Genomic DNA, 26608 nt, shown 5'->3' on the forward strand with positions numbered 1-26608 from the left:
ATGCCGGAGAAGATCAAGTCGTCGTTCGGGCGCGCGTTCGGCGCCGTCCGCGACTTCACGATCGCGCAGCGCACGCTCGCGGTCCTCGCCCTCGCGATCCTCGTGGTCGCCGTGGTCGGCCTCGTGTCCTGGGTGTCGCGTCCGAGCTACGCGCCCCTGTACTCGGGCATGTCGAGCGCGGACGCCTCGGCGATCGTGGACCAGCTCCGGTCGCAGGGCGTCCCCTACCAGCTGTCCGACGGCGGAGCGACGGTGCTCGTCCCCGAGGAGCAGGTGTACGAGCAGCGGCTCGCGGCCGCCGCGGCGGGGCTGCCCGCCGACGAGTCGACCGGCGGGTACTCGCTGCTCGACGAGATGGGCGTGACGTCGAGCGAGTTCCAGCAGGACGTGACGTACAAGCGTGCGCTCGAGGGCGAGCTGGCGCGCACGATCGGCGCCATGGACAACGTCTCGACCGCGACCGTGCAGCTCGCGATCCCGGAGGCCACGGTCTTCGCCGCGGAGAAGGGCACCCCGACGGCGTCGGTGTTCGTGGCCCCGACCCGTGGGAAGTCGCTGGCCCCCGAGCAGGTGGAGGCCATGGTGCACCTGGTGTCGGCCTCGATCGACGGCATGTCGCCCACCGACGTCGCGGTCGTGGACCAGAGCGGCGCGGTCCTCTCGGAGGTCGGCGTGGGCACCCGGTCGTCGGGCAAGCAGAGCTCGGAGTACGAGGAGCGCACGGCCCGCGCGGTGCAGGCCATGCTCGACCGCGTCGTCGGTGCGGGGAACTCGACCGTCGCGGTGACCGCCGAGATGGACGTGTCGAGCTCGGAGCGTCTCGAGGAGACGTTCACCGCTCCCGAGAACGCGCCGGTGCTCAACGAGTCGACCACGACCGAGGAGTACACCGGAATGGGAGGCGGCGGCGCGGGAGTGCTGGGGCCGGACAACATCGCGGTCCCCAACGGCGGCACCGGTGACAGCAGCTACACGTCGCAGGACGCGACGCGCAACAACGCGATCGACAAGACCACGGAGACGACGACGCGGCCCGCGGGCGCCCTGACGCGCCAGACGGTGTCGGTCGCGCTCAACGCCGACGCGGCCGGGGCGGGCAACACCGCGGCGATCACGAGCCTCGTGGCGGCTGCGGCCGGCATCAACGCGGAGCGCGGGGACGTGATCGAGGTCGAGCGTCTCGTCTTCGACACGGGGGCTGCGGATGCCGCCCAGGCCGCGCTCGCCGCTGCCGAGGCGGCAGCGGCCGCCGAGCAACAGGGCCAGATGCTGAGGACCGGGGCGGTCGTCACGGGCATCCTCCTGCTCGTCGTCCTGGGTCTCGTGGTCTGGTCACGGGCCCGCCGGCGCCGGGAGCGCCGCGAGACGGTCGACATCGCGGACCTCGAGCTGCGCCCCGTGCACGACGGCCTCGACGAGTTCGGGCCGGTGCGCGGCGGTCGTGACGACGGCGACGGTCTGCTCGAGCCGGTGCCCACGCGCCCCGAGATCCAGCCTCCGACGCCCCGCTTCTCGAGCCTGGACCAGCGTCGGGCCGAGGTGGACGCGCTCGCCGGGGCCGACCCGGACAAGACGGCCGAGTACCTGCGCGTGCTGCTGGCCGAGGACCGGTCGGTGCGGCGATGACGATCACGACGAACGCGCCGGGCACCGGCGTGCAGGATGCACCGGCGGGGACGGTCGGCACCTCGGGGGCGGGCGTGACGCAGACGATCACGGTCGACGCCCCGGCCTCCGGGGAGCCGCAGCTCCCTGTCGAGACGGTGCGCAGGATCGCCGGCATGTCCGGTGTCCAGAAGGTCGCGCTCGTCCTCATGCAGATGAGCCAGGAGCGTGCGGCCACGGTCATGTCGCTGTTCTCCGAGGAGGAGACGGGCGAGGTCGCGGCGGAGATCATGCGCACCCAGGTCGTCGACCCGGACCTCGCGGTCGCTGCGCTCGACGAGTTCTACGACATGGCGCTGTCCGGCAGCCCTCGCCCGCGAGGAGGCAAGGACCTCGCGGTGGGCCTGCTCGAGGCCTCCTTGGGAGTCGACAAGGCTGCCGACGTCGTCGAGCGCCTCGTGGCGAGCATGCAGGGCAAGGCCTTCGAGTACCTGGACGGGACCGAGCCGGGGCAGATCATCTCGCTGCTCGACGGTGAGCACCCGCAGACCGTCGCCCTCGTGCTCGCGCACCTGAGCGCGACCGTCGCGTCGTCGGTGCTGGCCAACCTCGCCGACGACTACCGCACCGACGTGGCGCAGGCGCTGGCCACGATGGGTACGGCGTCCCCCGAGGCGGTCAAGCTCGTCTCGGACCAGTTCCGCGCCCGGATGGGGGCGAGCATCGCGCCTCGGCAGCCGGTCGAGATCATCGGCGGCGTCCAGCCGCTCGTCGACATCATCAACCGTTCGGACGTCGCGACGGAGAAGGCGCTGCTCGAGGGCCTCGAGGCGCGGGACCCTGCCCTCGCCGACGAGGTGCGCTCGCGCATGCTGACGTTCGAGGACATCGCCTCGTTCGAGGCGCGCGACGTCCAGATCATCCTGCGGGGCGTGGAGATGTCCGTGCTCGCGCTCGCGATGAAGGGGACGACCGCGCGGGTCGTCGAGGCCGTCACGACCAACATCTCGGCGCGCAACCGCACGCTCCTCGACGAGGAGATCGCGGGCCTGGGTGGCGTGCGCGTGAGCCAGGTCGAGGAGGCACGAGCCGAGATCGTCCGCATCGTCCGGGACCTCGAGGCCGACGAGAAGATCACGATCCACCGCACGGACGGGGACGAGCTTGTCTACTGAGTCGGCGTTCGTCCCGAACGCGGTCCCGGTGCTGCACAGCTCGCGGGCCCAGGAGGTCGAGGCGGCCGCGTCCGCCCGCGGGTACGCCGCGGGGTACGCCGCGGGCGCCCGTGCTGCACAGGAGGGCGTGGACCGGCTGCGGGCCTCCCTCGAGGAGGAGCACGCACGCCGGGCGGCCGAGCAGGTCGAGAGCATCCGTCGCACGGTCGTGCTGCTGCACGAGGCCGCGCGAGCGCTCGCCGAGCGGGCGGTGCCGGTCGTCGAGGCCGCGCAGGAGGCGACCCTGCGCGGGGCGCTGGACCTCGCCGAGGCGATCGTCGGCCTGCAGCTCGCCGATCGCTCCCTGGCCGCGCACGCGGCTCTCGCCCGCGTGACGTCGAGCGCCGAGGCTGCGATCGTCGAGGTCCGCCTGCACCCGGACGACGTGCGCCTGCTCACCGAGGCCGGTGTCCGGGAGCCCGTGCTCGTGCCCGACGCGTCGCTCCGTCGTGGCGACGCCGTGGCGGACCTCGAGAAGGGCTACCTCGACGCCCGCGTCGGGGCGGCGGTCGAGCGCGCCCGGGCCGAGCTCGCGACCCTCGTCGAGGCGGCGGAGCACCCCGGGACGGGTGGGTTCGACGGCTCGGCCGAGGGGCGCCACCCGGGCCGACGGCCCGGTGCCGGGAGGGCCGTGGCATGACCGCGACCGACGTGGCCGAGAAGCCGTCCGGGCCCGCACCTGGCGCTCCGTCAGCGCCGGCCCACGCCCTCGGGCGGGCCTCGTGGCGCCCTGCCGCGCTCGACGCGCTGGCCGCGGCCGCCCGCCCCGAGCGGGTCGGGGTCGTGTCGTCGGCGGTCGGTCTGAGCGTCGAGGTCGCGGGTCTGCGGTGCGCCCTGGGCGACCTGGTGCACATCGGGGACGCGCCGCACGGTGTCGCGGCCGAGGTCGTGGCGACGTCGCAGGGGCTGGCCCGGTGCATGCCGCTGGGCAGGCTGACCGGGGTGGGTGCCGGCGCCCCCGTGCGCACGAGCGGGACGGGCATCCTCGTCCCCACGGGTCGCGGCCTGTTCGGCCGCGTCATCGACGCGCTCGGGCGCCCGGTCGACGGGCTGGGACCGATCGTCAGCGACGCGCGGGTGCCGGTCGACAACGAGGCGCCCTCGGCGATGGATCGTGCCCGCATCGACACGCCGCTCCAGACGGGCGTGCGCGTGCTCGACTCGCTCGTGACCCTCGGGCGCGGGCAGCGCATCGGCCTGTTCGCGGGCTCGGGCGTGGGCAAGTCGTCGCTGCTGTCGATGGTGGCGCGCGGGACCGACGCCGAGGTCTCGGTCATCGCCCTCGTCGGCGAGCGCGGTCGTGAGGTCCGCGAGTTCCTCGAGGACGACCTGGGGCCCGAAGGCCTGGCCCGGTCGGTCGTGGTGGTCGCGACGTCGGACGAGCCGGCCATGATGCGCCGTCGGGCTGCGTTCACGGCGACCCGGATCGCCGAGGCGTTCCGGGACGAGGGCGCGCACGTCGTCCTCATGATGGACTCGCTCACGCGCGTGTCCATGGCGCAGCGCGAGATCGGGCTGTCGGTCGGCGAGCCACCCGCGACGCGGGGCTACCCGCCGTCGACCTTCTCCCTCATGGCGAACCTGCTCGAGCGGGCCGGCACGGGCGTGCGCGGTTCGGTGACGGGGATCTACACGGTCCTGGTCGACGGGGACGACCACAACGAGCCGATCGCCGACCAGGCGCGCTCGATCCTCGACGGGCACGTGGTGCTCGACCGGGCCATCGCGGTGTCGGGCCACTACCCGGCCGTGGACCCGCTCGGGTCGATCTCGCGCGTCGCGTCGCGCGTGACGACTCCCGAGCAGAGGTCGCTCGCGCTGACCCTGCGCAAGGTGCTCGCGGCACGTCGCAAGGCCCAGGACATCCTCGACATCGGGGCCTACAAGAAGGGCACCGACCAGCTCGTGGACGCGGCGATCGCGCACGAGCGCGCGATCGACGCCTTTCTCCAGCAAGCCATGACGGACGGCACACCGGCCGAGGAGACGTGGTCGCGCCTCGCGCGGCTGACCGAGGCCCTGATCGACGGGGAGGCGTGATGAGCACCAAGTTCCGGCTCGCGGGGGTGCTGCGGCTGCGGCGGCTCGAGGAGGACACGGCCAAGGCACGGCTCGCGAGCGCCCACGCGGACCTCGCGCAGACCGTCGAGGAGGCGGGCGGGCTCTCGGCGTACCTCGAGTCGTCGCCCGACCGTGCGACGACGGGGGCGTCCCTCGCCGCCATCGCGGCCTCGCGGGCCGCCACGAGCGCGATGTTCGCGGCTCTCGAGGCCGAGGCGCGACGGAAGTCGGCCGAGGTCGACGCGGCGTTCAGCGGGCTCCAGGGAGCGCGGACCGCGCGCCTCGGGCTCGAGAAGCTCGAGGACCGCCACGACCAGGACGTCGCGCGCGCCGAGGGCCGCGCCGAGCAGGTCACGCTCGACGAGGTCGCCTCGTCGACGTGGCGACCGACCACCGGAAGGACCACCGGAGCATGAGCATGACCCAGGCCCTGGCTCGCGTCGGGGAGATCCGCACCGAGATCGCGACCCTCCAGGACCCCACGGCGACGCGCAGCACGTCGACGTCCGGGACGGGCACCACCTCGGGCACGGGCGCGACGGGCGCGACCGACTTCGCGTCGGTCCTCGCCGCCGTCGGCGCGGGGGAGGGGGCCGGCTCGTCCGACCTGTTCGGCAGCCTGTTGTCCTCGCTCGGCGGGTCCGCCACGGGCACCGGGACGGGGACGGGGACGCTCGACCTCGCGGGGCTGTTCTCGTCGCTCGCCGGGACGGGGCGCGCGACCACGGCGGGCGCGACCGCTGCCGTGTCCCCGGCGTCGGGGGCCCCGGCCGCCGGCACGGGTGCCACGGGCAGCGCGGGAGCGATCCTCGAGACCGCCAAGCAGTATCTGGGGGTGCCGTACGTCTGGGGAGGGGAGAGCCTGGCCGAGGGCGGTCTCGACTGCTCGGGACTCGTCCAGCTCGTGTTCGGCGCGCACGGCATCGACCTCCCGCGGGTCGCGCGCGACCAGATGCGTCAGGGCACCGAGGTCGCGTCGCTCGCGCAGGCGCAGCCCGGCGACCTGATCGTCCAGCGGGGTGGCAAGCACATCGGCATCTACCTGGGCGACGGGCAGATGATCCACTCGCCCAAGCCCGGGCAGACGGTCGAGATCACCTCGGTCACGGACGCGTCCGTGACCACGATCCGTCGGGTGCTGGGCGCGGGGGTGGCGGCATGACCGCGGTCACGTCGTCGCTCGCGAGCATCCTCGCGCCCGCTGCCGCGCCCGGTGCGCGCCGCGGTGCCGGGGACTCCTCGGACGCGTTCGGCCGGTCGCTCGCCGCGGCGTCGGACGAGGCCGCCGGGCCGGGGGACGCACCGACCTCCGGTGAGGGGTCGAGCGTCGTGGGCACCCTGCCCGACGGCGCCGCGCACCCGGGGCGTCCCGGCCTGCCCGGGTCCTCGGGCGGACAGGCGAGCACGCCAGTCGACGGGGGCCAGGGGTGGGGGCCGGGGGCGGACGGGACGGTGGCCGACGGTCTCGTCGGGGCCGGAGGCGCTGCGGGGTCCGGTGGCGCAGCTGGCGCTGCCGGGGCCGACGGCACCGACGGGTCCGACGGGTGGAGCGGCGTCGAGGGGGCCGGGACGCTCGACGGTCAGGCGGCCGCCGTGCTCCTGCCCGTCGTCCCCGTGCTGCCGGGACCGACCGGCACGCTGGACGAGGTGGGCACGGCGGGGAGCGCCGGCGTCCCCGGCCTTCTCGGCGCTGCGGGCGGCCACGTGGACGTCGGCGGGCCCGCCTCGTCAGGACCGGAAGAGCAGGCCAGCGCGCCCGTGCCACCGGTCGGCGGCGCGGGGGAGCCTGCGGACGGCGTCGGCCGGACGGCGGAGCAGATCGCCGGGCAGGGCGTCGCTCCGAGCGGGACCTCGACAGGGGCGACCGCGCCGGGTACCGCTCCGACCGACGCCCCGCCCCTCGGTGCCGCGACCGCTCCCACCACCGCCGGGCAGAGCTCCGGCGGGGCGGGCTCCTCGTCGGGCGGCGGGCAGCAGCACCCCGGCGCTGCCGTGACGGTGACGTCGACGGGGTCGCCGACCTCCGGAACGGCACCGGCCGCGACCGCTCCCGGCTCCGGCGCGGCTCTCCCGACCGGCGCGGCCGAGGTCGCCCCCGAGCCGACGGCGGCGCCCGGCCAGGTCGTCCCCGCGCCGGTGCCGGTGGTGCAGGCCCCGGTGAGCGGCGCCGTCGGGCAGGTCGTCCCTGCCCCCGCCACGCCCCAGGCGACGCCCACGCTCCACGCCCAGGTCTCCGGACCCGTGTTCCAGCTCCTCGACGCGGGCGACGGCGACCACGTGCTCACGTTGTCGGTGACCCCCGACAACCTGGGCCCCGTGACCGTCCGGGCCCACATCGCGGGCGGCGAGCTGCGGATCGAGCTCTTCGCCCCGCACGACGCGGGCCGCGACGCCCTGCGTGCCCTCGCGGCCGAGCTCCGCCGCGACCTCGCGGGCATCGCGCCCACGGCGTCGCTGTCGGTCTCGGACGCGAAGGAGGCACCGGCGCAGGGGACCGGCCACCAGGCCGGGTCCGGCGACGGCACCGCGGGAGACGCAGGAGCCGGCACCGCCGGTCGCCCCGGCGAGCAGCACCCGTGGCAGTCCCGCACCGGTGCACGTCCCGGTGTCCCCGGGGCGACCACCGACCAGACCATCCAGCCGACAGTGGACGACACGACGCCGGGGGCCTCCCGGCGCCTCGACGTCCTCGTCTGAGAGAGGAACGACGTGCCGGTCCCCCCCGTCACCGGGCCCGTCTCCGCCCCCGTGGAGACCGCCCCGCGCACGCAGAACGCGCGCGCCCCCAAGCAGGAGTACGACAGCGAGCTGTTCCTCGGGCTGCTCGTGACGCAGCTCCGCAACCAGGACCCGTCCAGCTCCATGGAGACCAGCGAGATCGTCGCCCAGACGACGTCGCTGGCCATGATGGAGTCCCTCAGCGCCATGCGGACCCTCGTCGAGGACTCCGCGGTGCGGCAGCAGGAGGCGTTCGCGCTGCAGATGCGCGACGCGGCCGCCACCCTGCTCGGCAAGGAGGTGTCCTACCTCGACGCGGACGGCGTCGAGCACACGGGCATCGCCACCGCGGTGTCCTACAAGGACGCCGTCCCCACGGTGACGATCGGCGACAAGAGCATCGCGCTCGACAAGGTCTCCGGCGTCACCGGCACGGTCAGCACGGATGCCACCGACCCCCCACCCGCCACGGACGGCGCAACCGACAGCCAGGCCGGCGCAGCCGCCTGACCCGAAAGGACTCTCGTGCTCCGTTCTCTCAACACCGGAATCTCCGGTCTGCGAGCCCACCAGACCATGCTGGACGTGACGGGCAACAACATCGCCAACGTCAACACGACGGGCTTCAAGTCCTCGCGCACCCAGTTCCAGGACACGCTCTCGCAGCTCGTCGCCGCGGGTGTCGCCCCTGACCAGCAGGTCGGTGGCTCCAACCCCGCCCAGATCGGCCTCGGCGTCACGACCGCGGCGATCACGACGCAGTTCACGCAGGGTGCGTCCCAGGCCACTGGCGTCGCGACCGACCTCATGATCGACGGCGACGGGTTCTTCGTCGTCGAGAGCGGCGGCCAGCAGCTCTACACCCGCAACGGTGCGTTCGACTTCGACGCCAGCGGCCGACTGGTCAACGCAGACGGCGCGTTCGTCCGCGGCTGGACGGCGGTCAACGGGGTCGTCAACACGAGCGGCCCCCTCGGCCGTCTCACGATCCCGGTCGGCGACGTCGCCCCGCCCGAGGCCACGACGAGCGTCACGCTCGGCGGCAACCTGCCGGCCGACGCGAAGGACGGCACCAAGGTGGTGCGCGACATCGAGATCTTCGACGAGCTCGGCACGTCGACCAAGATGTCGCTCGAGTTCACCGCGACCGGCGGCACGTGGTCGGTGAGCGCGCTCGACGCCGCGACGGGGACCGTCATCGGAGGGCCGCAGGACCTGACCTTCACCGACGGCGCCCTCACGGCGGGCGGGTCGCTCACGGTCGCGGGCGTGGCCATCGACCTCGGCACCGTCACGTCCTACGCGGGGCTGTCGAACGTCGCGGTCTCGGCCAAGGACGGCGCCGCGGCCGGCTCGCTCAAGTCGTACTCGGTCTCCGGCAACGGGTCGATCATCGGCACCTACTCGAACGGCAAGACGGCCGTCCTCGGCCAGGTGGCGCTGGCGTCCTTCACCAACATGGGCGGCCTCGAGAAGGCGGGCGGCTCGACCTACGCCGCCACGCAGTACTCGGGCGAGGTCATCGTGGGCGGTGCAGGGGACCAGGGCATGGGCTCCATCACGGCCGGCTACCTGGAGATGTCGAACGTGGACCTCTCGCAGGAGTTCACGAACCTCATCGTGTCCCAGCGCGGGTTCCAGGCGAACTCGCGCGTCATCACCACCTCCGACGAGGTGCTGACCGAGCTCGTCAACCTCAAGCGTTGACGACGGCCGCGCGCGGGGCGGCGCGCGGTCACCACGGTGCCCCCGGGACGACCCGTCCCGGGGGCACCGTCATGCTCGGGGCGGCCCGGACGGTTCAGCCACCCTCGCCTTCACGAGAGCCCGACGGCTGCCGAGAGTACGGATCAGCGGGGCAGGGCCGACCGGTGCACCGCGCCGCGAAAGACCTGGCCAGACGCCCTTCGCACCCTGCGACCCGACCCGACCCGAAGGTGGAACCGTGATCGTCCTCACGCGCTTCAGCTCCGAGCGCATCGCGATCAACGCGGACCTCGTGGCCCGAGTCGAGACCAACCCGGACACCCGGGTCACGCTGATCGACGGTTCTCGATACATCGTCACCGAGTCCATGGAGGACGTGATCCGGCTGGTCGAGGAGCACAAGGCTCGCGTCCTGCTGCTCGCGCAGTCCATGACCGTCACGAACGAGCGCACGCCGCTCGGCATCGTGCCGGACCGGCCCGAGCCGGCCGCGCACGACCGGGTCCCGGTCCCCGTGACCCCGCTGCCCACCCCGAGGAAGTAGGCCCCATGGATCCCGCAACCATCATCGGCATCCTGTTCGCGTTCGGTGCGCTCGTCGCGATGGTGCTCCTCGAGGGCGCCCAGATCACGTCGATCCTGCTGCCCGCGCCGATCATCCTCGTCTTCGGGGCCAGCATCCTCGTCGCGGTCGCGTCGGGCACGGTGCGCGACGCGCTCCAGGCGGTCAAGGCGCTGCCGAGGGCCTTCATGAGCAAGCCCGCCCGCCCGGCGGACGCGATCGAGGAGGTCGTGCGCGCTGCCGAGATCGTGCAGAACGACGGCGGCCTCCTCGCGCTCGAGGCGGAGTCGCAGAAGACCGACGACCCGTTCCAGCGCAGCGCCCTGCAGTCCCTGGCCGACGGTGCCGACGCGGACCAGCTGCGCACCCTGCTCGAGGAACGGATCGAGACCAAGAGCCGCGAGGACGCGGTCGCGTACGACTTCTACAACGCGATCGGCGGGTACGCCCCGACCATCGGCATCGTCGGCACCGTCGTCTCGCTGACCCACGTCCTGGAGAACCTGTCCGACCCCGCAGAGCTCGGGCACATGATCGCCGCCGCGTTCATCGCGACCCTGTGGGGCATCCTGTCCGCGAACTTCATCTGGCTGCCCATCGGCGCCAAGCTCAAGCGCATCTCCGACCTCGAGATCCAGCGGCTCGACGTGCTGCTCGAGGGGTACATGTCGATCCAGGCGGGCGCCCGCGCCCGCGTCATCGACGAACGCCTCAAGACCATGGTCCCCGAGTGGTCGCTGCCCCCGGGCAAGGCAGCCTGATGAGCCGGCGCGGTGGGCACGGCCGGAGCAGGCGAGGCGGTGGCGGTGGCGGTGGTGGTGGAGGGCACGACACGGGCGGCAGCGGTCGCTGGATGGTGTCCTACATGGACATGGTCACCGTCATCATGTGCCTGTTCATCGTGCTGTTCGCGATCAGCTCGGTCGACCAGGACAAGTACCAGGAGCTCAAGTCGTCGCTCGCGGCGGGCTTCGGCACGATCGAGGACGCCGACGTCGTGGAGGCGGTCATCGACAACCCCGCGACCGAGCCGCCCGCCGACGTCGAGACCGACCTCGAGCGGGCCCTGGCCGAGGTCGCCGACCTGACCGGGCTGCGCGACGCGATGTCGAAGGACCTGCAGGCGTACGGCATGTCCGAGACCGTGCGGTTCGAGATCGACGAGCGCGGCCTCACCGTCCGTCTCGTGTCGGCCGACACGTTCTTCTCGCCGGGCAGCGCCGACCTCACCGAGGAGGCGGGGGCGGTGCTGGCGATCATCGGCCCCGTGCTCGCTCCGACGCCCTACGAGATCCAGGTCGAGGGGAACGCGGACTACAAGGCGACCGTGGGCTCGCGCTACCCGACGAACTGGGAGCTGTCCTCCTCGCGTGCCACCTCGGTGCTGCGCTACCTCGTCGAGCACAGCGGACTCACCGAGCACAGGATCGCGGCCGTGGGGTTCGGGTCCGCCCGCCCGCTCGCCGCGGGCACCCACGACGAGGCGCTCGCCACGAACCGGCGCGTCGACATCATGGTGCTGTCCGCCCAGCCCGAGGCCGTGCGAGCGCTGATCCCCGAGGTGCTCGGCGGCACCCTCACCGCGGCGGACGTGCCGGCGGCGGAGGCGGCGCAGCGCGCAGCCCAGGCGAGCGCGGCGGAGGCGGCGACCGCGCAGGACTGACCCACCACGGGCTCCCGCCGACGCGCAGGCTCTGCGGCGCGTGCGTGCATAGGAGACCAGCGTGAGCACGACGACACCCGTCAGGGTCCAGGGTCCCGCCGACCGGCGCAAGGTCGAGGTCTACGACTTCCGTCGTCCGACGACGCTCGTGCGTGAGCACCACCGCATCCTCGAGATGGCGTTCGAGAGCTTCGCCCGCCAGTGGGGCACGCAGCTCACGGCGCGCGTCCGGGTCGTGTCCCAGGTGAGCCTGGCCGCGGTGACCATGCGCACGTACGACGACTACGTGGCCGACCTGCCGGTCACGACCGCGGTCGTCGTGTGCGAGATCGACGGCATCAACCCGCGTGCCGTGCTGCAGTTCCCCCACACCGACGCACTCACGTGGATCGCGCACATGCTCGGCGCCGGCCCGTACATCCCGGCGATCGACCGCAAGTTCACCGACGTCGAGCGAGCGCTCGTGACCTCGCTGGTCACGGAGACGCTGCGCGACCTGCGGCACTCGATGGGGCGTCTCCTGGAGACCCCCCTCAAGATCGGGTCCATCCAGCACAACTCGCAGTTCGTGCAGGCCGCGCCGACCGCCGAGCTCATGATCGTGGCGGAGTTCAACCTGCGCGTCGGAGACGGACCGTGCACGGCCACCCTGGCGCTGCCCGCGATCGCGCTGCTCCCGCACCTCGGCGAGGCGAACCCTGCCGACGACCCGGCCGACGCCGCGGCCCGCACGCGACGACACCTCGCACGTTCCCTGGTCGACGTCACGGTCGAGCTCTCGAGCGCGGTGATGACGCCCGTCGAGGTCGTCGACCTCGCGGTCGGCGACGTCATCCGCCTGCCGCACAACCGCTCCCGCCCGCTCGACGTCATCGTCGACGGCCACGTCCTGGCGCGCGGCGCCGTCGGTTCGTCCGGCTCCCGCCTCGCCTGCCGCATCGTCACCACCGAGGAGAACTGACACATGAGCACCGCCACCACCGCCGACCGCACGGCCGTCGAGGCCGCGGCGGAGGCCGCCCGGGCACTCGTCGAGCTCGTCCCCACGAGCACGCCGCTCTCGGCCGCGATCTCCGGCGGGGCCCCGGTCGGCCCGCAGGCCGTGACCGCCGTCGTCGCCTCGTACGTCGGGGACACCGGCACCGACATGGCGCTCGCTCTCATCGACGAGTCCTCGCTCGCCGACGCGTCCGAGACCCCGACGCTCGACGTGACCGACCTCCTGCGCCCGGCGCTCGAGGCGGCTGGTGCCACGACCGGCGTCGGTGTGCTCGGCGACGTCCGCGTCTCCGACGCGACCGAGCTCTTCGAGGACGAGGAGGCCGTCGTCTTCGAGCTCTCCGCCGGGGGCGGGCCGACCGCGGGCTGGTTCGTCGTCCGCACGCGCAAGACCCTGCGCGGCCTGCCCGACGAGGCCATGACGGGCAGCAGGCTCGCGCGCATCTCCAACGTCGAGATGCGGCTCGCGGTCGTCGTCGGGCACACGCGCATGCCCGTGCGCGAGGTGCTCAACCTCGAGCCCGGCGCCGTCGTCGAGCTCGACCGCTCGGCAGGTGCGCCCGCCGACGTCCAGCTCAACGGTCGGACCATCGCCAAGGGAGAGGTCGTGGTCGTCGACGGCGGCGACTACGGCGTGCGGATCACCAAGATCCTCGACGCGGACGACTGAGCCCGTGGACGTCACCACCGTGCTGCGCGTCGCCTTCTCCTTGGCGGTCGTCATGGGGCTGCTGTGGCTGTCGTACCGGGTCGCCGACCGGAGCAGGCGCACGGCCCCCGCGGGCCGTGGCGCGCAGCTCACCGTCGTCGCCCGTCAGGGGCTGAGCCAGAAGAGCGCCGCCGTGCTCCTCGACTCGGGCGGTACCCGCTACCTGCTGGGGGTCACCGAGTCGTCGGTCACGGTGATCGACCAGGGCCCCGCGCCCGCGACGACCGGCCCCGCGACCCCCAAGCACGCGCTGCGCGGAGCGACGGCCTCGCGCGTGGGGCCGTTCAACGTGGTGAAGTCGACGACCGGGCCGCAGGTCGTGGCCGCCCCCGTGGGTGGAGCGGAGGCAGGCCCGCTCGGGGACACCGGTCCCGCCGAGCCGAGCCAGTCCTTCGACGAGGCCGTCCTCGCCGCGCACGTCTGGCTCGGCGAGACGACCGTCCCGACGGACGACGCGGCCACCGACCCGTCGGCCTCCGGTCCGGCAGGGCCCGCGCCCGCGCCCGCGGCGGCCGTGTTCGCGGTGGCGGGTGCGCCGTCGGGCGTCCCCACCGCCCTGCTCGAGCCCGCCGCGGCGCGCTCGCTCCTGGCCGTCGACACCTGGCGGCAGGCCGCGCGGGCCGTGTGGGGGCCCCGGCGATGACCCTCGACACCCCGGCGCGTCAGGGGTCGCGCCGCGTCGTGGCCCTGGCCGCGGCCCTTCTCCTCGTCGCGCTCGTCCTCGTGGCGACCGTGCTGCTCGCCCCGTCCGCGAGCGCCGCCCCGACCGACCCCACGGCGCCCACCGCCCCGGTCGACCCGACCGCTCCCGACGGGGGCAGCAGCTTCTCGGTCGAGATCAACGGTCCGAACGGCGAGCCGTCGTCGTCCCTCGTGACGCTCGTGGGCATCACGCTGCTGTCGCTGGCCCCGACGCTGCTGCTCATGATGACGTCGTTCACGAAGATCTTCGTGGTGCTGTCCCTGACGCGCAACGCGCTCGGCACGGGGACCGTGCCGCCCAACATGGTCCTCGCGGGGCTCGCGCTGTTCCTGTCGATGTTCATCATGTGGCCGGTGTTCGGCGAGATCAACGACGCCGCCGTCCAGCCCTACCTCGAGGGCACCACGACGTTCAGCCAGGCGCTCGACGCGGGCTCCGTGCCGCTGCGCGAGTTCATGCTCGCGCACACGCGCGAGGAGGACCTCGCGCTCATGACGCGCGCGGCCGACCTCGACAACCCGGCGACCATGGCCGACGTCCCGCTGACCACGCTCGTGCCGGCGTTCGTCATCTCGGAGCTGCGGGCCGCGTTCATCATCGGCTTCGTGATCTTCGTGCCGTTCCTCGTGATCGACCTGGTCGTGGCGGCGGCGCTCATGAGCATGGGCATGATGATGCTCCCGCCCACCATGATCTCGTTGCCGTTCAAGCTGTTGCTGTTCGTCCTCGTCGACGGGTGGGCGCTCATCACGACCTCGCTCATCGGCTCGTACGGGGTGGGGTGACATGGAGACCTCGGCAGTCCTCGACATCGCGACGCAGGCGATGATCCTCGCCGCGAAGCTCGCGGCCCCCGTGCTCATCACCTCGCTCGTGGTGGGGTTCTCGATCTCGCTCGTGCAGTCGGTGACCCAGATCCAGGAGGTCACGCTCTCGTTCGTGCCCAAGGCCGCGGCGGTCGCGGTCGCGCTCATCGTGTGCGGGAACTGGATGATCGGCGAGCTGGTCTCGTTCACCCACTCGATGTTCGACCTCATCCCGTCGCTGCTGGGCGGCGGCTGACGTCGGTGACGTTCGACATCGACCAGGCGTGGCTCCAGGCGACCCTGCTCGCGGGGGTCCGCCTGGCCGCGTTCATGCTGCTCGCGCCGCCGTTCTCCCACAAGGCCATCCCGCGCCAGGTGCGCGCCATCCTCGCGGTCTCGCTGGGCCTGGTGGTCTCGGGCCGGGTCGCGCCGACGTACGAACCCGTGGGCACGGCGACGTTCTTCGCCCACGTGGTCGCCGAGGCGGCGACGGGCGCCATGCTGGGCACGATGGTCATGATCGTCTTCTCGGCCGTGACCGCAGCCGGCTCGCACCTCGACCTGTTCGGGGGATTCTCGGTCGGCATGGCGTTCGACCCGCAGACGAACGTGAGCGGGTCGCAGTTCACGCGTCTGTTCGCGCTGGCCACCGTCGTCCTGATGTTCACCTCGGACGCCTACCAGCTCGTGATCCTCGGCCTCGCGCGCTCGTACGACGTGGTGCCCGTGGGGGCGTTCGCCGGGGTCCCGGCCGGGTCGTTCGTCGACGCGCTCACGGGGTCGTTCGTCGCGGGTCTCCAGATCGCCGGGCCCATCGTCGTTGTCCTCTTCCTGGCCGACGTCGGACTGGGCCTGGTCACCCGTGTCGCCCCCGCGCTCAACGCGTTCGCGCTCGGCTTCCCGCTCAAGATCTTCCTGACCCTCTCGCTCGTCGGGACGGTGCTCATCGCCCTGCCGCACGCCCTGTCCGCGCTCACGGCGCAGGCCCTGAAGCTGATGGGAGGCGTGGGCTGATGGCGGACACGTCCGAGGAGAGGACCGAGCAGGCCTCCGACCGCAAGATGAAGGAGGTCCGCGAGAAGGGCCAGCTCGGCCGGTCGCAGGACCTCACGGCCTGGGTCGGGATCGCGGTCGCGGGGGCGCTGCTGCCCCTGACGCTCGGCAACGCGGCGGGTGCCGCGACCGAGCAGGTGCTCTCGATCCGCACCGTGATCGAGAACCCCGAGCCGGCCGTCGCGGTCGTGCTCCTGCAGGAGGCCCTCGGGTCGATCCTGCCCACGATCGGCGCGCTGCTCGCGGCCGTGGCGCTCGCCGCGATCATCGGTTCGGTCGTGCAGGGCGGCCTGCACCTGAAGAAGTTCCGGGGTGAGTTCCAGCAGTTCAACCCGGTCTCCGGGTTCAAGCGGATCCTCGGCCCGCAGGCGTTGTGGAACGGCGTCAAGGCGCTGCTCAAGACGACCGTGGTCGGGGTCGTGCTGTACGTCGTGATCCAGTCGCTCATGCCCGTGCTGCTGTCCGCGGGTGGGCTGCCGGTCTCGTCGCTGCTGGAGGCAGCCGGGTCGGGGGTCAGGGCGCTGCTGCTCTGGGCGACCGCGGCGGGGATCTCGCTCGCGCTGCTCGACGTGCTCGTCGTCGCCAAGCGCAACCGCAAGAAGACGCGCATGACGAAGAAGGAGCTCAAGGACGAGCACAAGAACAGCGACGGCGACCCCATGGTGAAGTCGCAGCGCCGGTCGATGGCGCGCTCCCTGTCGCGCAACCGCATGCTCGCCGCGGTCGCTGACGCCGACGTCGTGATCGTCAACCCCACGCACGTCGCGGTCGCGATCCGCTACGAAGCGGGGAAGTCCGCACCGCGCGTCGTCGCCAAGGGCGCGGACCACCTCGCCGCGCGCATCCGCGAGAAGGCCGAGGAGGCGCGCGTGCCGATGGTCCGCGACGTCCAGCTCGCGCGCGCCCTCCACAAGGTCTGCGACGTCGGGCAGGAGGTCCCGGTCGAGCTGTACATGGCCGTCGCGCGCGTCCTCGCGTTCGTCATGGCCCTCGCACGCCGGGGGGCCGCGGTCTCCTCCGTGCCGCACCGGCTGGGCCGTCCGGCGATCGCGCCGGGGGAGTGGCCGGTCGAGGGCGCCGCGGGGGACGGCGAGGCGCGCACGGCGTGAGGCGACCGACGTGCCCGACCGACCGCGCCGCTGCCCACCGTGAGGCCGACCGCGAGGCCGACCGCGAGGCCGACCCGCGCTGCCGTCGGCGCGACGTGCATAGGGCCTCGCGGCAGCACCTGCCACCGTTCCGGACCGGGAAGGACCAGGGTTCCGCGTGAAGAACCGCTCCCTCGCCATGATCGCCGTGCCCCTCGGCGTCGTCGGCATCGTCCTGCTGCTCGTCGTGCCGATCCCCGCGGGGATGCTCGACGTGCTCATCATCGTCAACATCCTGCTCTCGCTCGTGATCCTGCTGACGTCGATGTTCGTCACCAAGCCGCTCGACTTCTCCGTCTTCCCGTCGCTGCTGCTCGTCGCGACGCTCTTCCGGCTGGGCCTCAACGTCGCCTCGACCCGCCTCGTGCTGGGCAACGGGTACGCGGGCGAGGTCATCAGCGCGTTCGGCCACGTCGTGGTCAACGGGAACCTGGTCATCGGCATGGTCGTGTTCCTGATCCTGGTGGTCATCCAGTTCCTCGTGATCACCAAGGGCGCCGAGCGCGTCGCCGAGGTCGGGGCGCGGTTCACCCTCGACGCGATGCCCGGCAAGCAGATGGCGATCGACGCCGACCTCAACGCGGGCCTCATCTCCGAGACCGACGCCCGCGAGCGGCGTGCCGAGGTCTCCGCGGAGGCGGACTTCTACGGTGCGATGGACGGCGCCTCGAAGTTCGTGAAGGGCGACGCGATCGCGGGCGTCGTCATCACGATCATCAACCTGGTCGGCGGGATCGTCATCGGCGTCGTCATGCACGGCATGCCGATCGGGGAGTCGGTCGACACCTACTCGATCCTGACGATCGGCGACGGCCTCGTCACGCAGGTCCCGGCGCTGCTCATGGCCGTCGCGACCGGCATGATCGTGACCCGCTCCAACTCGGGCGAGGGCGACGTCGGGTCGCAGGCCTCGAGCCAGCTCGTCCAGTCGCGGCACGCCATCGCGATCGCGGGCGTCGCGTCGTTCGCCATGGCGCTCATCGAGGGCATGCCCAAGCTGCCGTTCCTGGTCCTCGGGATCGGCCTCCTCGTGGCGGCGCAGCAGATCAAGTCGCGCCAGCAGCGGGCCGAGGTCGCGCGGGCCGCGGCCGAGCAGCTCGAGAAGGGCGCGGCCGCCTCGACGGACGGTACCGAGAACCTCATCGAGCAGATGCGCGTGCACGCCCTGGAGATCCTGCTGGCCCCCGACCTCGTCGACCTGGTCACGGGCGCGCACGACGACCTCCTGGGGCGCGTGCGCGCCCTGCGGCGCAAGATCGCGATGGACCTGGGCGTCGTCGTGCCGCCCGTGCGCACGCGCGACTCGATCGAGCTCGTCGCCTCGACCTACGCCGTGCGGATCGCGGGCGTCGAGGCGGGTCGGGGCCAGGCACCCGCGGGCAAGGTCCTCGCGCTCGGGGACAACCTCGCGTCGCTGCCCGGTCAGGCCACCGTGGACCCGGTGTTCGGCATGGAGGGCAAGTGGGTGCCCGTCGAGATGCGGCACAGCGCCGAGATGGCGGGCGCCACGGTCGTCGATCGCGTCTCGGTGCTCGTGACCCACCTGTCGGCCATCATCTCGGCCAACGCCGCGCGCCTGCTCTCGCGCGAGGACGTGCGCGTGCTGACCGACGAGGTCAAGCGCACCAACCCCTCGGCGGTCGACGAGCTCACGCCGACGCTGCTGTCCCTCGCCGAGATCCAGCGCGTGCTCCAGGGGCTGCTCGAGGAACGCGTGGCCGTCAACGACCTGCCGCGCATCTACGAGGCGCTCGCGCTCGCGGCCAAGCGGTCGACCGACGCGGAGCACCTCGTCGAGTCGGCGCGCGCCGCCCTCGGGCCGGCGGTCCCGGCGCGCTACACGGTCGACGGGACCATCCGGGTCGTGACGATCGCGCCCGTGCTCGAGCAGGCCATGCTCGCGGGCAGGCAACCGGGAGGGGAGCACGGCACGGTGATCGTCGTCGACCCGGCCCGGCTCGACGCGTTCCGCACCTCGGTCGCCGACGTCGCCGAGTCCGCGCGCGCGGTCGGGCACGACGTGGTCCTGGTCTGTGCGCCGTCGCTGCGCCCGGCGATCCGTCGCCTGGTGGCGACGCAGCTCGCCGACCTGGCGGTGCTCTCGTACACCGAGGTGACCTCGGGCAACGCCCTCATCGAGACGGTCGGGGTGGTGAACGATGCCCCGGCGATTGCGGCTCGCGGGTGACACCCTGGAGGCCATCCTCGACGAGGCACGGCGCGAGCACGGCCCCGACGTGCGGATCGTGTCCGCCGAGAGGGTCATCACGGGCGGCATCAAGGGACTCTTCGGCAGGCAGCACTACGAGGCCGTGGTCGAGGTCGCGTCCCCGGCCCCGTCGCGTCCCACCGAGCACCCGGTCCGTTTCCCCGCGGCGCGCCGGGCGGGCATCGCCGCCCTGCTCGACGACGCCGACGAGGCCGACCGGCTCCAGCCGGCCCGTTCGGCACGGTCGGAGGACCTCGAGATGTCGACCGGGGGCGACGACTTCGCGGCGATGCTCGACGAGCTGATCGCCGAGACGGCCCTCCCCGAACCGGCGCGGGCCCCGAGCCAGGTGGGGCCCTCGACAGCCCCCGGCGACCTCGTCGCCCTCGTCGGCCTGGGGGGTGACGCCCTGCCGGTCGCACGCGCGATGCGCGCGCGCCTCGGCCTCCTCACGGGTTCGGCGGGCCACGCGCACGACGGCGAGTCCCACCGGGTCGTCGACCGGCGCGGTGCGACCGAGGCGCGGGCACGCGGCGTGCACGCCGGCACGGCGACCGCGGTCGCGGTGGGGGTCGCCGCGGATCTCGTGGACGGTCTCCGGGTGCTCGACGAGCTCGCGCCCGAGCAGGTGTGGGTCGTGGTCGACGCCTCGCGCAAGCACGCGGACACCGCGGCGTGGGTCGACGGCCTGCGGGCGGTCGTGCACGTGCACGCCATGGTGGTGGTCGGCAGGTCGCTGACCCGCACCCCGGAGACGGTCCAGCTCCTCGGGCTGCCCGAGGGATGGGACGCGGGCTGACCGACGGCAGGTCCGCATAGGTGCTCCCGGAAGGTCAGGACGACATGTCGTGAACGTCAGGAGGACGTCGATGCTGGTGCTGGGGCGCAAGGTGGGCGAACGGATCCTCGTCGGCGAGGACATCGTCCTGACGGTGGTCTCCGCGGGCCGCGACGGGGTGCGGATCGGGATCGAGGCGCCGCGCGACGTGCGCATCCACCGGGCGGAGATCGTCGACCAGGTGGCCGAGGGCAACCGTGCAGCCGCCGCGGGCGACGGGAGCGCCGACGAGGTGCGTGCGCTGCTCGCCCTGCGACCGGCGTCCTGAGTCCTCGACGACGTGGCGACGTACCCGCAGAGCCTCAGGAGTCCGCGGCAGCCGTGCGGCGCGACCTGGCTGCCGCCGTGCCGGGTCGTCCGCGCGCGCTAGACGCGCGGGACCGAGCTCGACCGGCCGTGCCTGCGCTCGCCGACGTTCCGACCCCGGCCTCGCGACCGGTCGTCGCGGTGACCGGCGCCGCGGTCACCGTCCCGGTCGCCCCGACCCTGGCCTCGCTGATCGTCGCGTCCGTGCCGGTCGCCGCGCCGTTCGTCGTCGTCCCGGTCGTCGTCCTCGTCGTCGCGCTCGTGCCACTCTCCGCGCCCGAGGTCGTCGTGGTCGCGCCAGCCGCCACCGTTGCCGTGCCGACCACCGTCCTGGGGGGCCTGCGAGCGACCCGGCCCGCCGCCGGGGACGGGCGCGGCGGGTGCGGCTGGAACCGCCGGCACGGCCGGCGCGACGGGGACCTGCGTGGCCGTCGGAGCCGGTGTCGGCTGCACCGCAGGAGGGGACGGGGTGGGGGACTCGACGGGTACCGGTACGACGGTGCCCTTGCCGTTGTCCTTGCCGTTGCCGACGAGGTTGTCCCACAGGCCGACGATGGGCATCGTGAGCCGGTCGACGAACGTCACGTTCGATGCGCCCGTCCCGTCGTCGGGTCGCTCCTCGGCGGGAGCGACCGCTGCGCCGACCACGATCGTGACGGTGGACAGCAGCGCCGCCGCACTCCACCGCAGGGACTTGCGGGGGGACAGGCCGTTGCCCAGGACGGCTCGGGCCTGTCGGCGGGCGTGCCGGGGAGTGCCGGCGGGCCCGGTGGGCCTGCGGGTCACGTGCTCGACCGGTACCTTCACGACATGCGCTGCAGCGGTCCCACCCACGAGGGAAGAGGTCGGGGGGACTGCCGACGGCACCCCGGCCGAGGCGAGGGCGACGGCGGCCGGCCGTGGGTCCGCAGCGGGTGGGACCCCCTCCGCGGCGGTCTCACGCACCGCGAGCAGGGTCGCGCGCTGCGCCGCGAGGCGTTGCCGGTAGGGAACGACGGCGTAGGCGCCCTGGGCGGCCGAGCGGCGGACCGCTCGTGCCGACTCGGCGCGCACGGTGGGGGCCCAGCTCCGGGCGTCGACGCTACGGCGCCCCGTGGCGACGTCGCGCATCAGCGCCTGCTGGGCGGTAGTCACCGCGTCGTGCGCTGCCGCACGGTCGGCGGGAGCGACCCGGTACGTCCGCACGACGCGGCGTGCTTCGCGGGCGAGCTCACCCGCACGGGAGGCCAGGAACTCGGCGAGGGCGTGCTCGCGGGCGTGTGCGGGCAGGGCGGCGAGGGCGGAAAGTGCGTCGACCCCGAGGGGTTGACGCGCAGGAAGTGCGTCAGACATGCAGCGTTCTCTCCTGCCCACGGGCACGCAGGTCGGTACGGCCGTGGTCACGGCGATCGTGCGGTGGTGCGGGCACCCGCCGGCGCGAGGCCCTCGTGCCGTCGGTGGACGTGCCCGTGCGCAGAGCCGCAGGAGACGGGAGGGCGGCCGCGCTCACGCCGACTCCAGGAGGTCGGTACCGATGCCCATCGCGTGCAGGCGGGCGGCAGCCAGCTCGCGGACCCGGTCGATGTGGGCTGCGGTGCTCCGACGGGGCAGGCCGAGGGTCCGGGAGATCCACACGACGGTGTCCTGGCCCGGGAGCGGTCCGCTGCCGTACGCCTCGGCCATCCACAGGGCGGCGACCTTGCCCCGTGTCGGGTTCTCGGCCTGAGCGGCGTCGACCACCGAGCGCACCAGGGTGGGCGCCTCGACCGGGTGCAGCACGCAGTCGTGGTCGTCCTGGACGAGCCGGGGGGAGTCGAGGGTCTCGTCGAAGGAGAGCGTGCCGGACAGGACGAGCTCGTCGGCCTCGGTGACGACCATCCCCTGACGCACGACGTCGGAGCGGTGTGCGCCGAGCCTGTCGTTGGCTGCCTGCACCGCCTCCTGCACCGTCGGGACGGTGCCGCGCAGCGCGGCGAGCTCGGCGCGGGTGCGGGCCAGCTCGCGCCGGCGCCGCTGGGCCGAGACCATGCCCGACGCGGGCGCCGTCGCGTGGTCCACGAACGAGCGGACCTTGGGGCGCGCGGTGTAGACGACGATCGCCAGGAACGAGCGCATGGTGGACAGGTACGTCGGGTCCTGCCGCGACCGCTCGAGCATCTCCCAGACGGTCTCCGTGACGATCGCCTCGACGTCCTCGAGGTGCTGGGTCACCGGCACCGAGTTGGTCCGGCACAGCCTCGCGGCGATGCGTCGCCAGTGGTCGCGGTGGCCGGCGATGAAGCTGGAGACCTCCGCGCCGTAGCGGGTGTCGTCGCCGAGCTGCACGATGCGCGCCACCTCGGAGCGCATGGCGTCGGAGGGCGCGTCGTGGTCGTCGTCGAGGAGCGGCTCCTCTGCGGCACGCAGGGAGCGCGCTGCACGCGCCCGGTCCGGGCACGTGCCGGATGGGGGCCGCACGTTCATGCCCTCAGCATGCGGCCGCTTCGCACTACTTTCACGTCTGAACACGGTTTTCACACCGGAGTTCACCCTCGCTGGTGCTATAGGTGGTGCCATGCTGGGACTTGCCGCGGCCCGGGGTCGAGAATTCACCCGCGCGGACGGCGATTCGTGTCGTCCGCCCCTTCTGTGCCGGTGCCGGTGATGGATACACTTCCGCGTCGGCGATCGCTCGCCGACCTGGGCGCGGACACGCAGACGAGCAGGAGGTGGAGCATGGGCGGCAGGACCTGCGCACCGTCCTCGACGACGAGGCACTCCTCGGGCGCACACCCGCGCGGCGCGTGCTCGCCGGGTCGGACCTGCCTCCCTGCAGGCGGTCGTCGACGACGTGCCGGGGCGAGCCGGCGATGACGACCCCGGCCCCGTGGGACGACACGACCTGGGCGGCGTGGGCCGTCGGGCTCGTCGAACCGCTGATCGATCCGTACGACCGTGTCGCCGACCTCGAGGCGATGAGAGCCCAGGCCCGCGAGCAGCGGTTGCGCGCGGTGACCCTCCTCGCGGGGGCCCTCACCGACCTGCTCGACTCGCTCCCGGACGCCGACCCCTGGCGTCACGTCGACCCCGCGGCGTTCGGGACGTACCGCGACGGGCTGGACCTCGTCCCGACCGAGGCCACCGAGATCCGCGAGGACATCGGACTCGCAGCGCTCGCGCGTCCGCTGGGCCGAGACGGCGCACAGCTCATGAGCGACGCCGAGCACGGCTGGGAGAACGTCGCGCACCGGGCCAGCGAGCTCGACGACCCGGTCCCTGTGCTGGCCCGTGTGGTCGCCTGGGCGTCCTGGCGCCGCCGCGTCTACGTCGGCGAGGACACGTACCCCGTCCTGGTCGTCTTCTCCTGGCTCCGCCGCGCGGCTCTCGTCGCGGCGGGGCGGCAGATCGACGACGGCGAGTCGCACGAGCGGACGAGGGCTGCGGCCAGGATCGTCGACGACCTCGTCTGACACGCCCGGTGTGACGGCGTCGTCACGGTCGGTCGGGACTCCCGCGGTCGTGCGGCGTCACCACCGGTCGTCGCGCGCCGACGCGGGGTCGACGTGGTCGGCCACGATGAGCCCGAGCTCGATCCCCTTCGCGAGCGCGTCCTCCCGTCGGCGCACCCCCAGCTTGCGGTAGACCGACCGGAGCTGGCTCTTGACGGTGTTGACCGAGACGGTCAGGCTCAGCGAGATCTCGGCCGCCGTGGCGTGCCGGCGCAGGCTGTCGAGCACGACGATCTCGCGGTCCGTCAGCGCCTGCGGGAAGCCCACCATCGCGGCGAACCTCTCGGGGACCGGACCTGCGGCGGCGAGCACCCGCTGCGCCGTCCTGTCCTTGCTGCGCGCGGCCAGGTCGACGAGCGCGACGAGCTCCCGCCGGGGCGGGAGCGTGAGGGCGAAGAGCAGCTGGCGGTCGTCGGCGACGGCCGCGAACTTTCCGAGCGCGTCGCACGCGTGGGACTCGTCGGTGCCGTTGACGAGGGCGGCCGCGAGGAGCAGCGAGTGCGCGACCCTCAGGCGCGGCGACGCGTCGACCGGCGGGGTGTGCTCGACCAGGACGTCCCGCGCGACCTGCCAGGACTCGGTGAGCAGCGCGAGGTGGGCGCGCAGGAGCGGGGCGTTCTCGGACGACGGGGAAGCGCCCCGGAGCGTCGCGTGCACCGCGCCCAGCCGACCACGGGCGAGGTCGAGCAGGCCGCCGGCGTAGCCGAGCTGGTCGCTGTCCCGCGCGGAGATCCGCTGCCTGCCCCGCTCCGACTCGATGTACCGGCGCAGCCGCTCCGCGCCGAGCGCCGGCTCGAACGTCAGGAGGTCGACCGAGGCCTGGGCCAGCGCGAACTGCGGTCGCGACTCGAGCGTCGAGAGGTAGGGACGCACGGCGTCCAGGTGGGCCTGCGCACCCCGTGCGTCGAACCGCTCGATGCGTACGAGCGCGTGCGCCAGGTGGTAGACGTCCTTGCTGCGCCGCGGGGTGTTCTCCTCGTGCGAGGACTCCTCGACGACGGCGAGGTCGCGGCGTGCCTCGGGCATGTTGCCGTGCACGGCGTGGGCGAGCGCACGCAGCGTCAGACCGTGCAGCGCCAGGGGCTCGCCGGGCGGGTCCCCCAACGGGTCGCCGAGGTCCTCCAGCATCGAGAGCGCCTCGCTCACCGCGCCGCCACGGAGCATCGACCGTGCGATCTCGGCGCGCAGCCGCGGCAGTTCGCGCGCCATGGAGCGTCGTTCGGTGACCCGGAGCTCGCCCAGCATGCGCCCCGCGCGGCGCGCCGGATACAGGGCGCGCTCGGCCGAGCCGGTCGACCGCAGCGCGAGGCTCTCGAGGACCTCGAGCACGACGCGGTCGCCCGGTGCCGCGGGGCGTGGCGCCGAACGCAGCCCGGCGAGCGCTGCGTGGTAGAGCTCGATCGCCTCGTCCCGCCCGCCGGGGATCGCGTCGTAGTGCCGTGCGAGCGCTCCCGCGAGCAGGGGCCAGGGGCGCAGCTCGGCGACCGGGACGGCGCGCAGGACGTCGAGGTGCGCGATCGTGCGCTCCTCGAAGACCTGGGTCCAGTAGCGGGACACCGCGGCCGAGGCGATCGCGAGGTCGCCGGCCGTCACCGCGTGCCGGACGGCTTCGACCGGGTACCCGTGCTGGAGGTACCACCGGGCCGTCGCCGCCTCGACCACGCGGGACGCCTCGGGGTCCTCGAGCCGGCACGTCTCCAGGAGGAGGGACCGCACGACGGGGAAGAGGACGAAGACGAGACCCGTGGGGCGCCGTTCCCACGTGCCGAGTCCCCGCGCCTCGAGGTCGGACAGCAGCTCGGGCGCGTCGGGATCGAGGGTGAGCGCCACCGCGAGGTCTCCGGTCAGGATCTCCGGGACGACGCAGCGCGCGAGGAACAGCTCGAGCCGGTGCCGGGTGGGGCCCTGGAGCTGCTTGTCGACGGCCGCCCGGAGCAGCTCGGCCGCGACCTGGACATGGGCGGGGGTGCCGTGCGAGCCGGCGAGCTCGGCGGCGAGCATCGCGACCCGCAGGTAGAGGGGCTGCCCGCCCGTGCTCACGTGCGTCTGCGCCGGGTCGAGGTCCGCGCCGACCTGACGCAGCATCCGCGCGGTCTCGTCGAGCGTGAGCGGGAGCTGGTCGGCCGTGATCACGGTGCGGGTCAGCTCGAGGCCGACGACGGGCGCCTCGAGCATCGAGCTCGTGGTCGTCGCGAGCGCGAACGACAGGTTCGGGCAGGTGCGCAGCAGCCCGAGGACGTCCTGGTGGACCTCGGCGTCCCGGACGTTCTGGTAGTCGTCGACGACGACGAGCACCTCGCCCGGGACCGTGAGGAACGCCTCGGCGAGCCGTGCCGTCAGCGCCGCGGTCGTCAGCTCGTCGAGACCGGTCGTGGTCTCCGAGCGCAGCAGGCCGGCCTGGGTGGCCCGACGGGCGACGGTGCGCCAGAGCTCGGTCCGGGTCGCGCCGGGGCTCGTCGAGATCCAGACCCCGTCCGCCCCCCGTCGTCGCGCCCACTCGGCGAGGAGGGACGTCTTCCCACCGCCGGACGGGCCACGGACCACGCGCAGGGCCGCATCGGCGTCGAGCCGGTCGACGAGCCGTTCACGCACGAGCTCGAGGTGGGGTGGTCGCGGAGCGCCGTGCAGTCTGCCGGGGGTCGTGCTCACTACCGGCATCCTGCCTCCCGCCCTCTCCTGGTGAGGTGCCTGGGCAGCCTGCCGTCGGCTGCGTCGCCTCTGGCACTGGAGCCGGCACCGCGCCGCTCTCCGGAGTGCCACTTTATGTGACGGTGAGCGTTTTCGCGGGGTAGGCGGTCCGCGACACACCCCGGAGCTCGGTGCGCGCGGCCGCATCGGAG

Annotated in this window: 26 protein-coding genes; 23 read left to right on the top strand and 3 right to left on the bottom strand. The window is 73.4% G+C overall.

Annotation, left to right across the window (positions count from 1 at the left end; translation table 11 throughout):
• From fliF to csrA, 22 genes are all read left to right on the top strand, one after another.
• Complete coding sequence (gene fliF, locus JOD48_RS04725; RefSeq protein ID WP_204807813.1) at positions 1 to 1626, top strand: flagellar basal-body MS-ring/collar protein FliF; 1626 nt, start codon at positions 1 to 3, stop codon at positions 1624 to 1626.
• Complete coding sequence (gene fliG, locus JOD48_RS04730) at positions 1623 to 2780, top strand: flagellar motor switch protein FliG (protein ID WP_239527331.1); 1158 nt, start codon at positions 1623 to 1625, stop codon at positions 2778 to 2780. Before fliF ends, fliG begins: the two co-directional genes overlap by 4 nt.
• Positions 2770 to 3459: a FliH/SctL family protein gene (locus JOD48_RS04735; protein WP_204807815.1), complete on the top strand. Its 690-nt coding sequence runs from the start codon at positions 2770 to 2772 to the stop codon at positions 3457 to 3459. The genes fliG and JOD48_RS04735 overlap by 11 nt, the downstream gene beginning before the upstream one ends.
• Complete coding sequence (locus JOD48_RS04740; RefSeq protein ID WP_191791665.1) at positions 3456 to 4859, top strand: FliI/YscN family ATPase; 1404 nt, start codon at positions 3456 to 3458, stop codon at positions 4857 to 4859. The genes JOD48_RS04735 and JOD48_RS04740 overlap by 4 nt, the downstream gene beginning before the upstream one ends.
• Positions 4859 to 5296, top strand: coding sequence for a flagellar export protein FliJ (locus JOD48_RS04745; RefSeq protein ID WP_191791666.1), 438 nt, complete (start codon positions 4859 to 4861; stop codon positions 5294 to 5296). Before JOD48_RS04740 ends, JOD48_RS04745 begins: the two co-directional genes overlap by 1 nt.
• Complete coding sequence (locus JOD48_RS04750; RefSeq protein WP_204807817.1) at positions 5293 to 6042, top strand: C40 family peptidase; 750 nt, start codon at positions 5293 to 5295, stop codon at positions 6040 to 6042. The genes JOD48_RS04745 and JOD48_RS04750 overlap by 4 nt, the downstream gene beginning before the upstream one ends.
• Entirely contained in the window at positions 6039 to 7577 is a 1539-nt protein-coding gene (locus JOD48_RS04755) for a flagellar hook-length control protein FliK (RefSeq protein ID WP_204807819.1), read from the top strand. Before JOD48_RS04750 ends, JOD48_RS04755 begins: the two co-directional genes overlap by 4 nt.
• A gap of 12 nt (positions 7578 to 7589) precedes the next feature.
• A complete protein-coding gene (locus tag JOD48_RS04760; protein WP_191791669.1) occupies positions 7590 to 8108 on the top strand; it encodes a flagellar hook assembly protein FlgD in 519 nt (172 codons plus the stop codon).
• A 15-nt stretch (positions 8109 to 8123) separates the two neighbouring features.
• The gene (locus JOD48_RS04765; RefSeq protein WP_191791670.1) at positions 8124 to 9305 is read left to right on the top strand and encodes a flagellar hook protein FlgE; all 1182 of its coding nucleotides are present in this window, start codon (positions 8124 to 8126) and stop codon (positions 9303 to 9305) included.
• A 238-nt stretch (positions 9306 to 9543) separates the two neighbouring features.
• Entirely contained in the window at positions 9544 to 9849 is a 306-nt protein-coding gene (locus JOD48_RS04770) for a flagellar FlbD family protein (RefSeq protein WP_191791671.1), read from the top strand.
• Positions 9850 to 9854: 5 nt separating this feature from the next.
• On the top strand, positions 9855 to 10628 hold the full coding sequence (locus JOD48_RS04775; RefSeq protein WP_191791672.1) for a motility protein A: 774 nt from the start codon (positions 9855 to 9857) through the stop codon (positions 10626 to 10628).
• Positions 10628 to 11530 (top strand): OmpA/MotB family protein, encoded by a 903-nt coding sequence (locus JOD48_RS04780; protein ID WP_191791673.1) that lies wholly within the window; start codon positions 10628 to 10630, stop codon positions 11528 to 11530. The genes JOD48_RS04775 and JOD48_RS04780 overlap by 1 nt, the downstream gene beginning before the upstream one ends.
• A 61-nt stretch (positions 11531 to 11591) precedes the next feature.
• Entirely contained in the window at positions 11592 to 12491 is a 900-nt protein-coding gene (locus JOD48_RS20075) for a flagellar motor switch protein FliM (RefSeq protein WP_307823972.1), read from the top strand.
• 3 nt (positions 12492 to 12494) lie between these two features.
• Positions 12495 to 13199 (top strand): flagellar motor switch protein FliN, encoded by a 705-nt coding sequence (gene fliN, locus JOD48_RS04790; protein WP_191791674.1) that lies wholly within the window; start codon positions 12495 to 12497, stop codon positions 13197 to 13199.
• Between the two features lie 4 nt (positions 13200 to 13203).
• On the top strand, positions 13204 to 13881 hold the full coding sequence (locus tag JOD48_RS04795; RefSeq protein ID WP_204807821.1) for a FliO/MopB family protein: 678 nt from the start codon (positions 13204 to 13206) through the stop codon (positions 13879 to 13881).
• A complete protein-coding gene (gene fliP, locus JOD48_RS04800; protein WP_204807823.1) occupies positions 13878 to 14726 on the top strand; it encodes a flagellar type III secretion system pore protein FliP in 849 nt (282 codons plus the stop codon). The genes JOD48_RS04795 and fliP overlap by 4 nt, the downstream gene beginning before the upstream one ends.
• Position 14727: 1 nt before the next feature.
• Positions 14728 to 15003: a flagellar biosynthesis protein FliQ gene (gene fliQ, locus JOD48_RS04805; RefSeq protein WP_191791677.1), complete on the top strand. Its 276-nt coding sequence runs from the start codon at positions 14728 to 14730 to the stop codon at positions 15001 to 15003.
• A 5-nt stretch (positions 15004 to 15008) separates the two neighbouring features.
• Positions 15009 to 15761: a flagellar biosynthetic protein FliR gene (locus tag JOD48_RS04810; RefSeq protein WP_191791678.1), complete on the top strand. Its 753-nt coding sequence runs from the start codon at positions 15009 to 15011 to the stop codon at positions 15759 to 15761.
• Positions 15761 to 16909: an EscU/YscU/HrcU family type III secretion system export apparatus switch protein gene (locus tag JOD48_RS04815; protein ID WP_191791679.1), complete on the top strand. Its 1149-nt coding sequence runs from the start codon at positions 15761 to 15763 to the stop codon at positions 16907 to 16909. Before JOD48_RS04810 ends, JOD48_RS04815 begins: the two co-directional genes overlap by 1 nt.
• A gap of 178 nt (positions 16910 to 17087) precedes the next feature.
• Entirely contained in the window at positions 17088 to 19136 is a 2049-nt protein-coding gene (locus JOD48_RS04820) for a flagellar biosynthesis protein FlhA (protein WP_191791762.1), read from the top strand.
• Positions 19108 to 19956, top strand: coding sequence for a hypothetical protein (locus tag JOD48_RS04825; protein ID WP_191791680.1), 849 nt, complete (start codon positions 19108 to 19110; stop codon positions 19954 to 19956). The genes JOD48_RS04820 and JOD48_RS04825 overlap by 29 nt, the downstream gene beginning before the upstream one ends.
• A 49-nt stretch (positions 19957 to 20005) precedes the next feature.
• Positions 20006 to 20263, top strand: coding sequence for a carbon storage regulator CsrA (csrA, locus tag JOD48_RS04830; RefSeq protein WP_307823973.1), 258 nt, complete (start codon positions 20006 to 20008; stop codon positions 20261 to 20263).
• Between the two features lie 98 nt (positions 20264 to 20361).
• Here csrA and JOD48_RS04835 read toward each other — a convergent pair whose 3' ends face one another.
• Both JOD48_RS04835 and JOD48_RS04840 read right to left on the bottom strand, forming a co-directional pair.
• Positions 20362 to 21633 carry a hypothetical protein gene (locus JOD48_RS04835; RefSeq protein WP_191791681.1) on the bottom strand — a complete coding sequence of 424 codons (1272 nt, stop codon included), beginning with the start codon at positions 21631 to 21633 and terminating at the stop codon, positions 20362 to 20364.
• A gap of 153 nt (positions 21634 to 21786) precedes the next feature.
• Positions 21787 to 22743 carry a hypothetical protein gene (locus JOD48_RS04840; RefSeq protein WP_191791682.1) on the bottom strand — a complete coding sequence of 319 codons (957 nt, stop codon included), beginning with the start codon at positions 22741 to 22743 and terminating at the stop codon, positions 21787 to 21789.
• A gap of 386 nt (positions 22744 to 23129) precedes the next feature.
• Between JOD48_RS04840 and JOD48_RS04845 the strand changes: the two genes are divergently transcribed.
• Positions 23130 to 23729 carry a hypothetical protein gene (locus JOD48_RS04845; protein ID WP_191791683.1) on the top strand — a complete coding sequence of 200 codons (600 nt, stop codon included), beginning with the start codon at positions 23130 to 23132 and terminating at the stop codon, positions 23727 to 23729.
• A 57-nt stretch (positions 23730 to 23786) separates the two neighbouring features.
• On the opposite strand, the gene JOD48_RS20080 is transcribed toward JOD48_RS04845, so the two are convergent.
• Positions 23787 to 26417 (bottom strand): helix-turn-helix transcriptional regulator, encoded by a 2631-nt coding sequence (locus JOD48_RS20080; RefSeq protein WP_191791684.1) that lies wholly within the window; start codon positions 26415 to 26417, stop codon positions 23787 to 23789.
• Between the last annotated feature and the right edge of the window lie 191 nt (positions 26418 to 26608).

It is taken from the genome of Oerskovia paurometabola, assembly GCF_016907365.1.
GTDB classification, from domain to species: Bacteria; Actinomycetota; Actinomycetes; order Actinomycetales; family Cellulomonadaceae; genus Oerskovia; species Oerskovia paurometabola.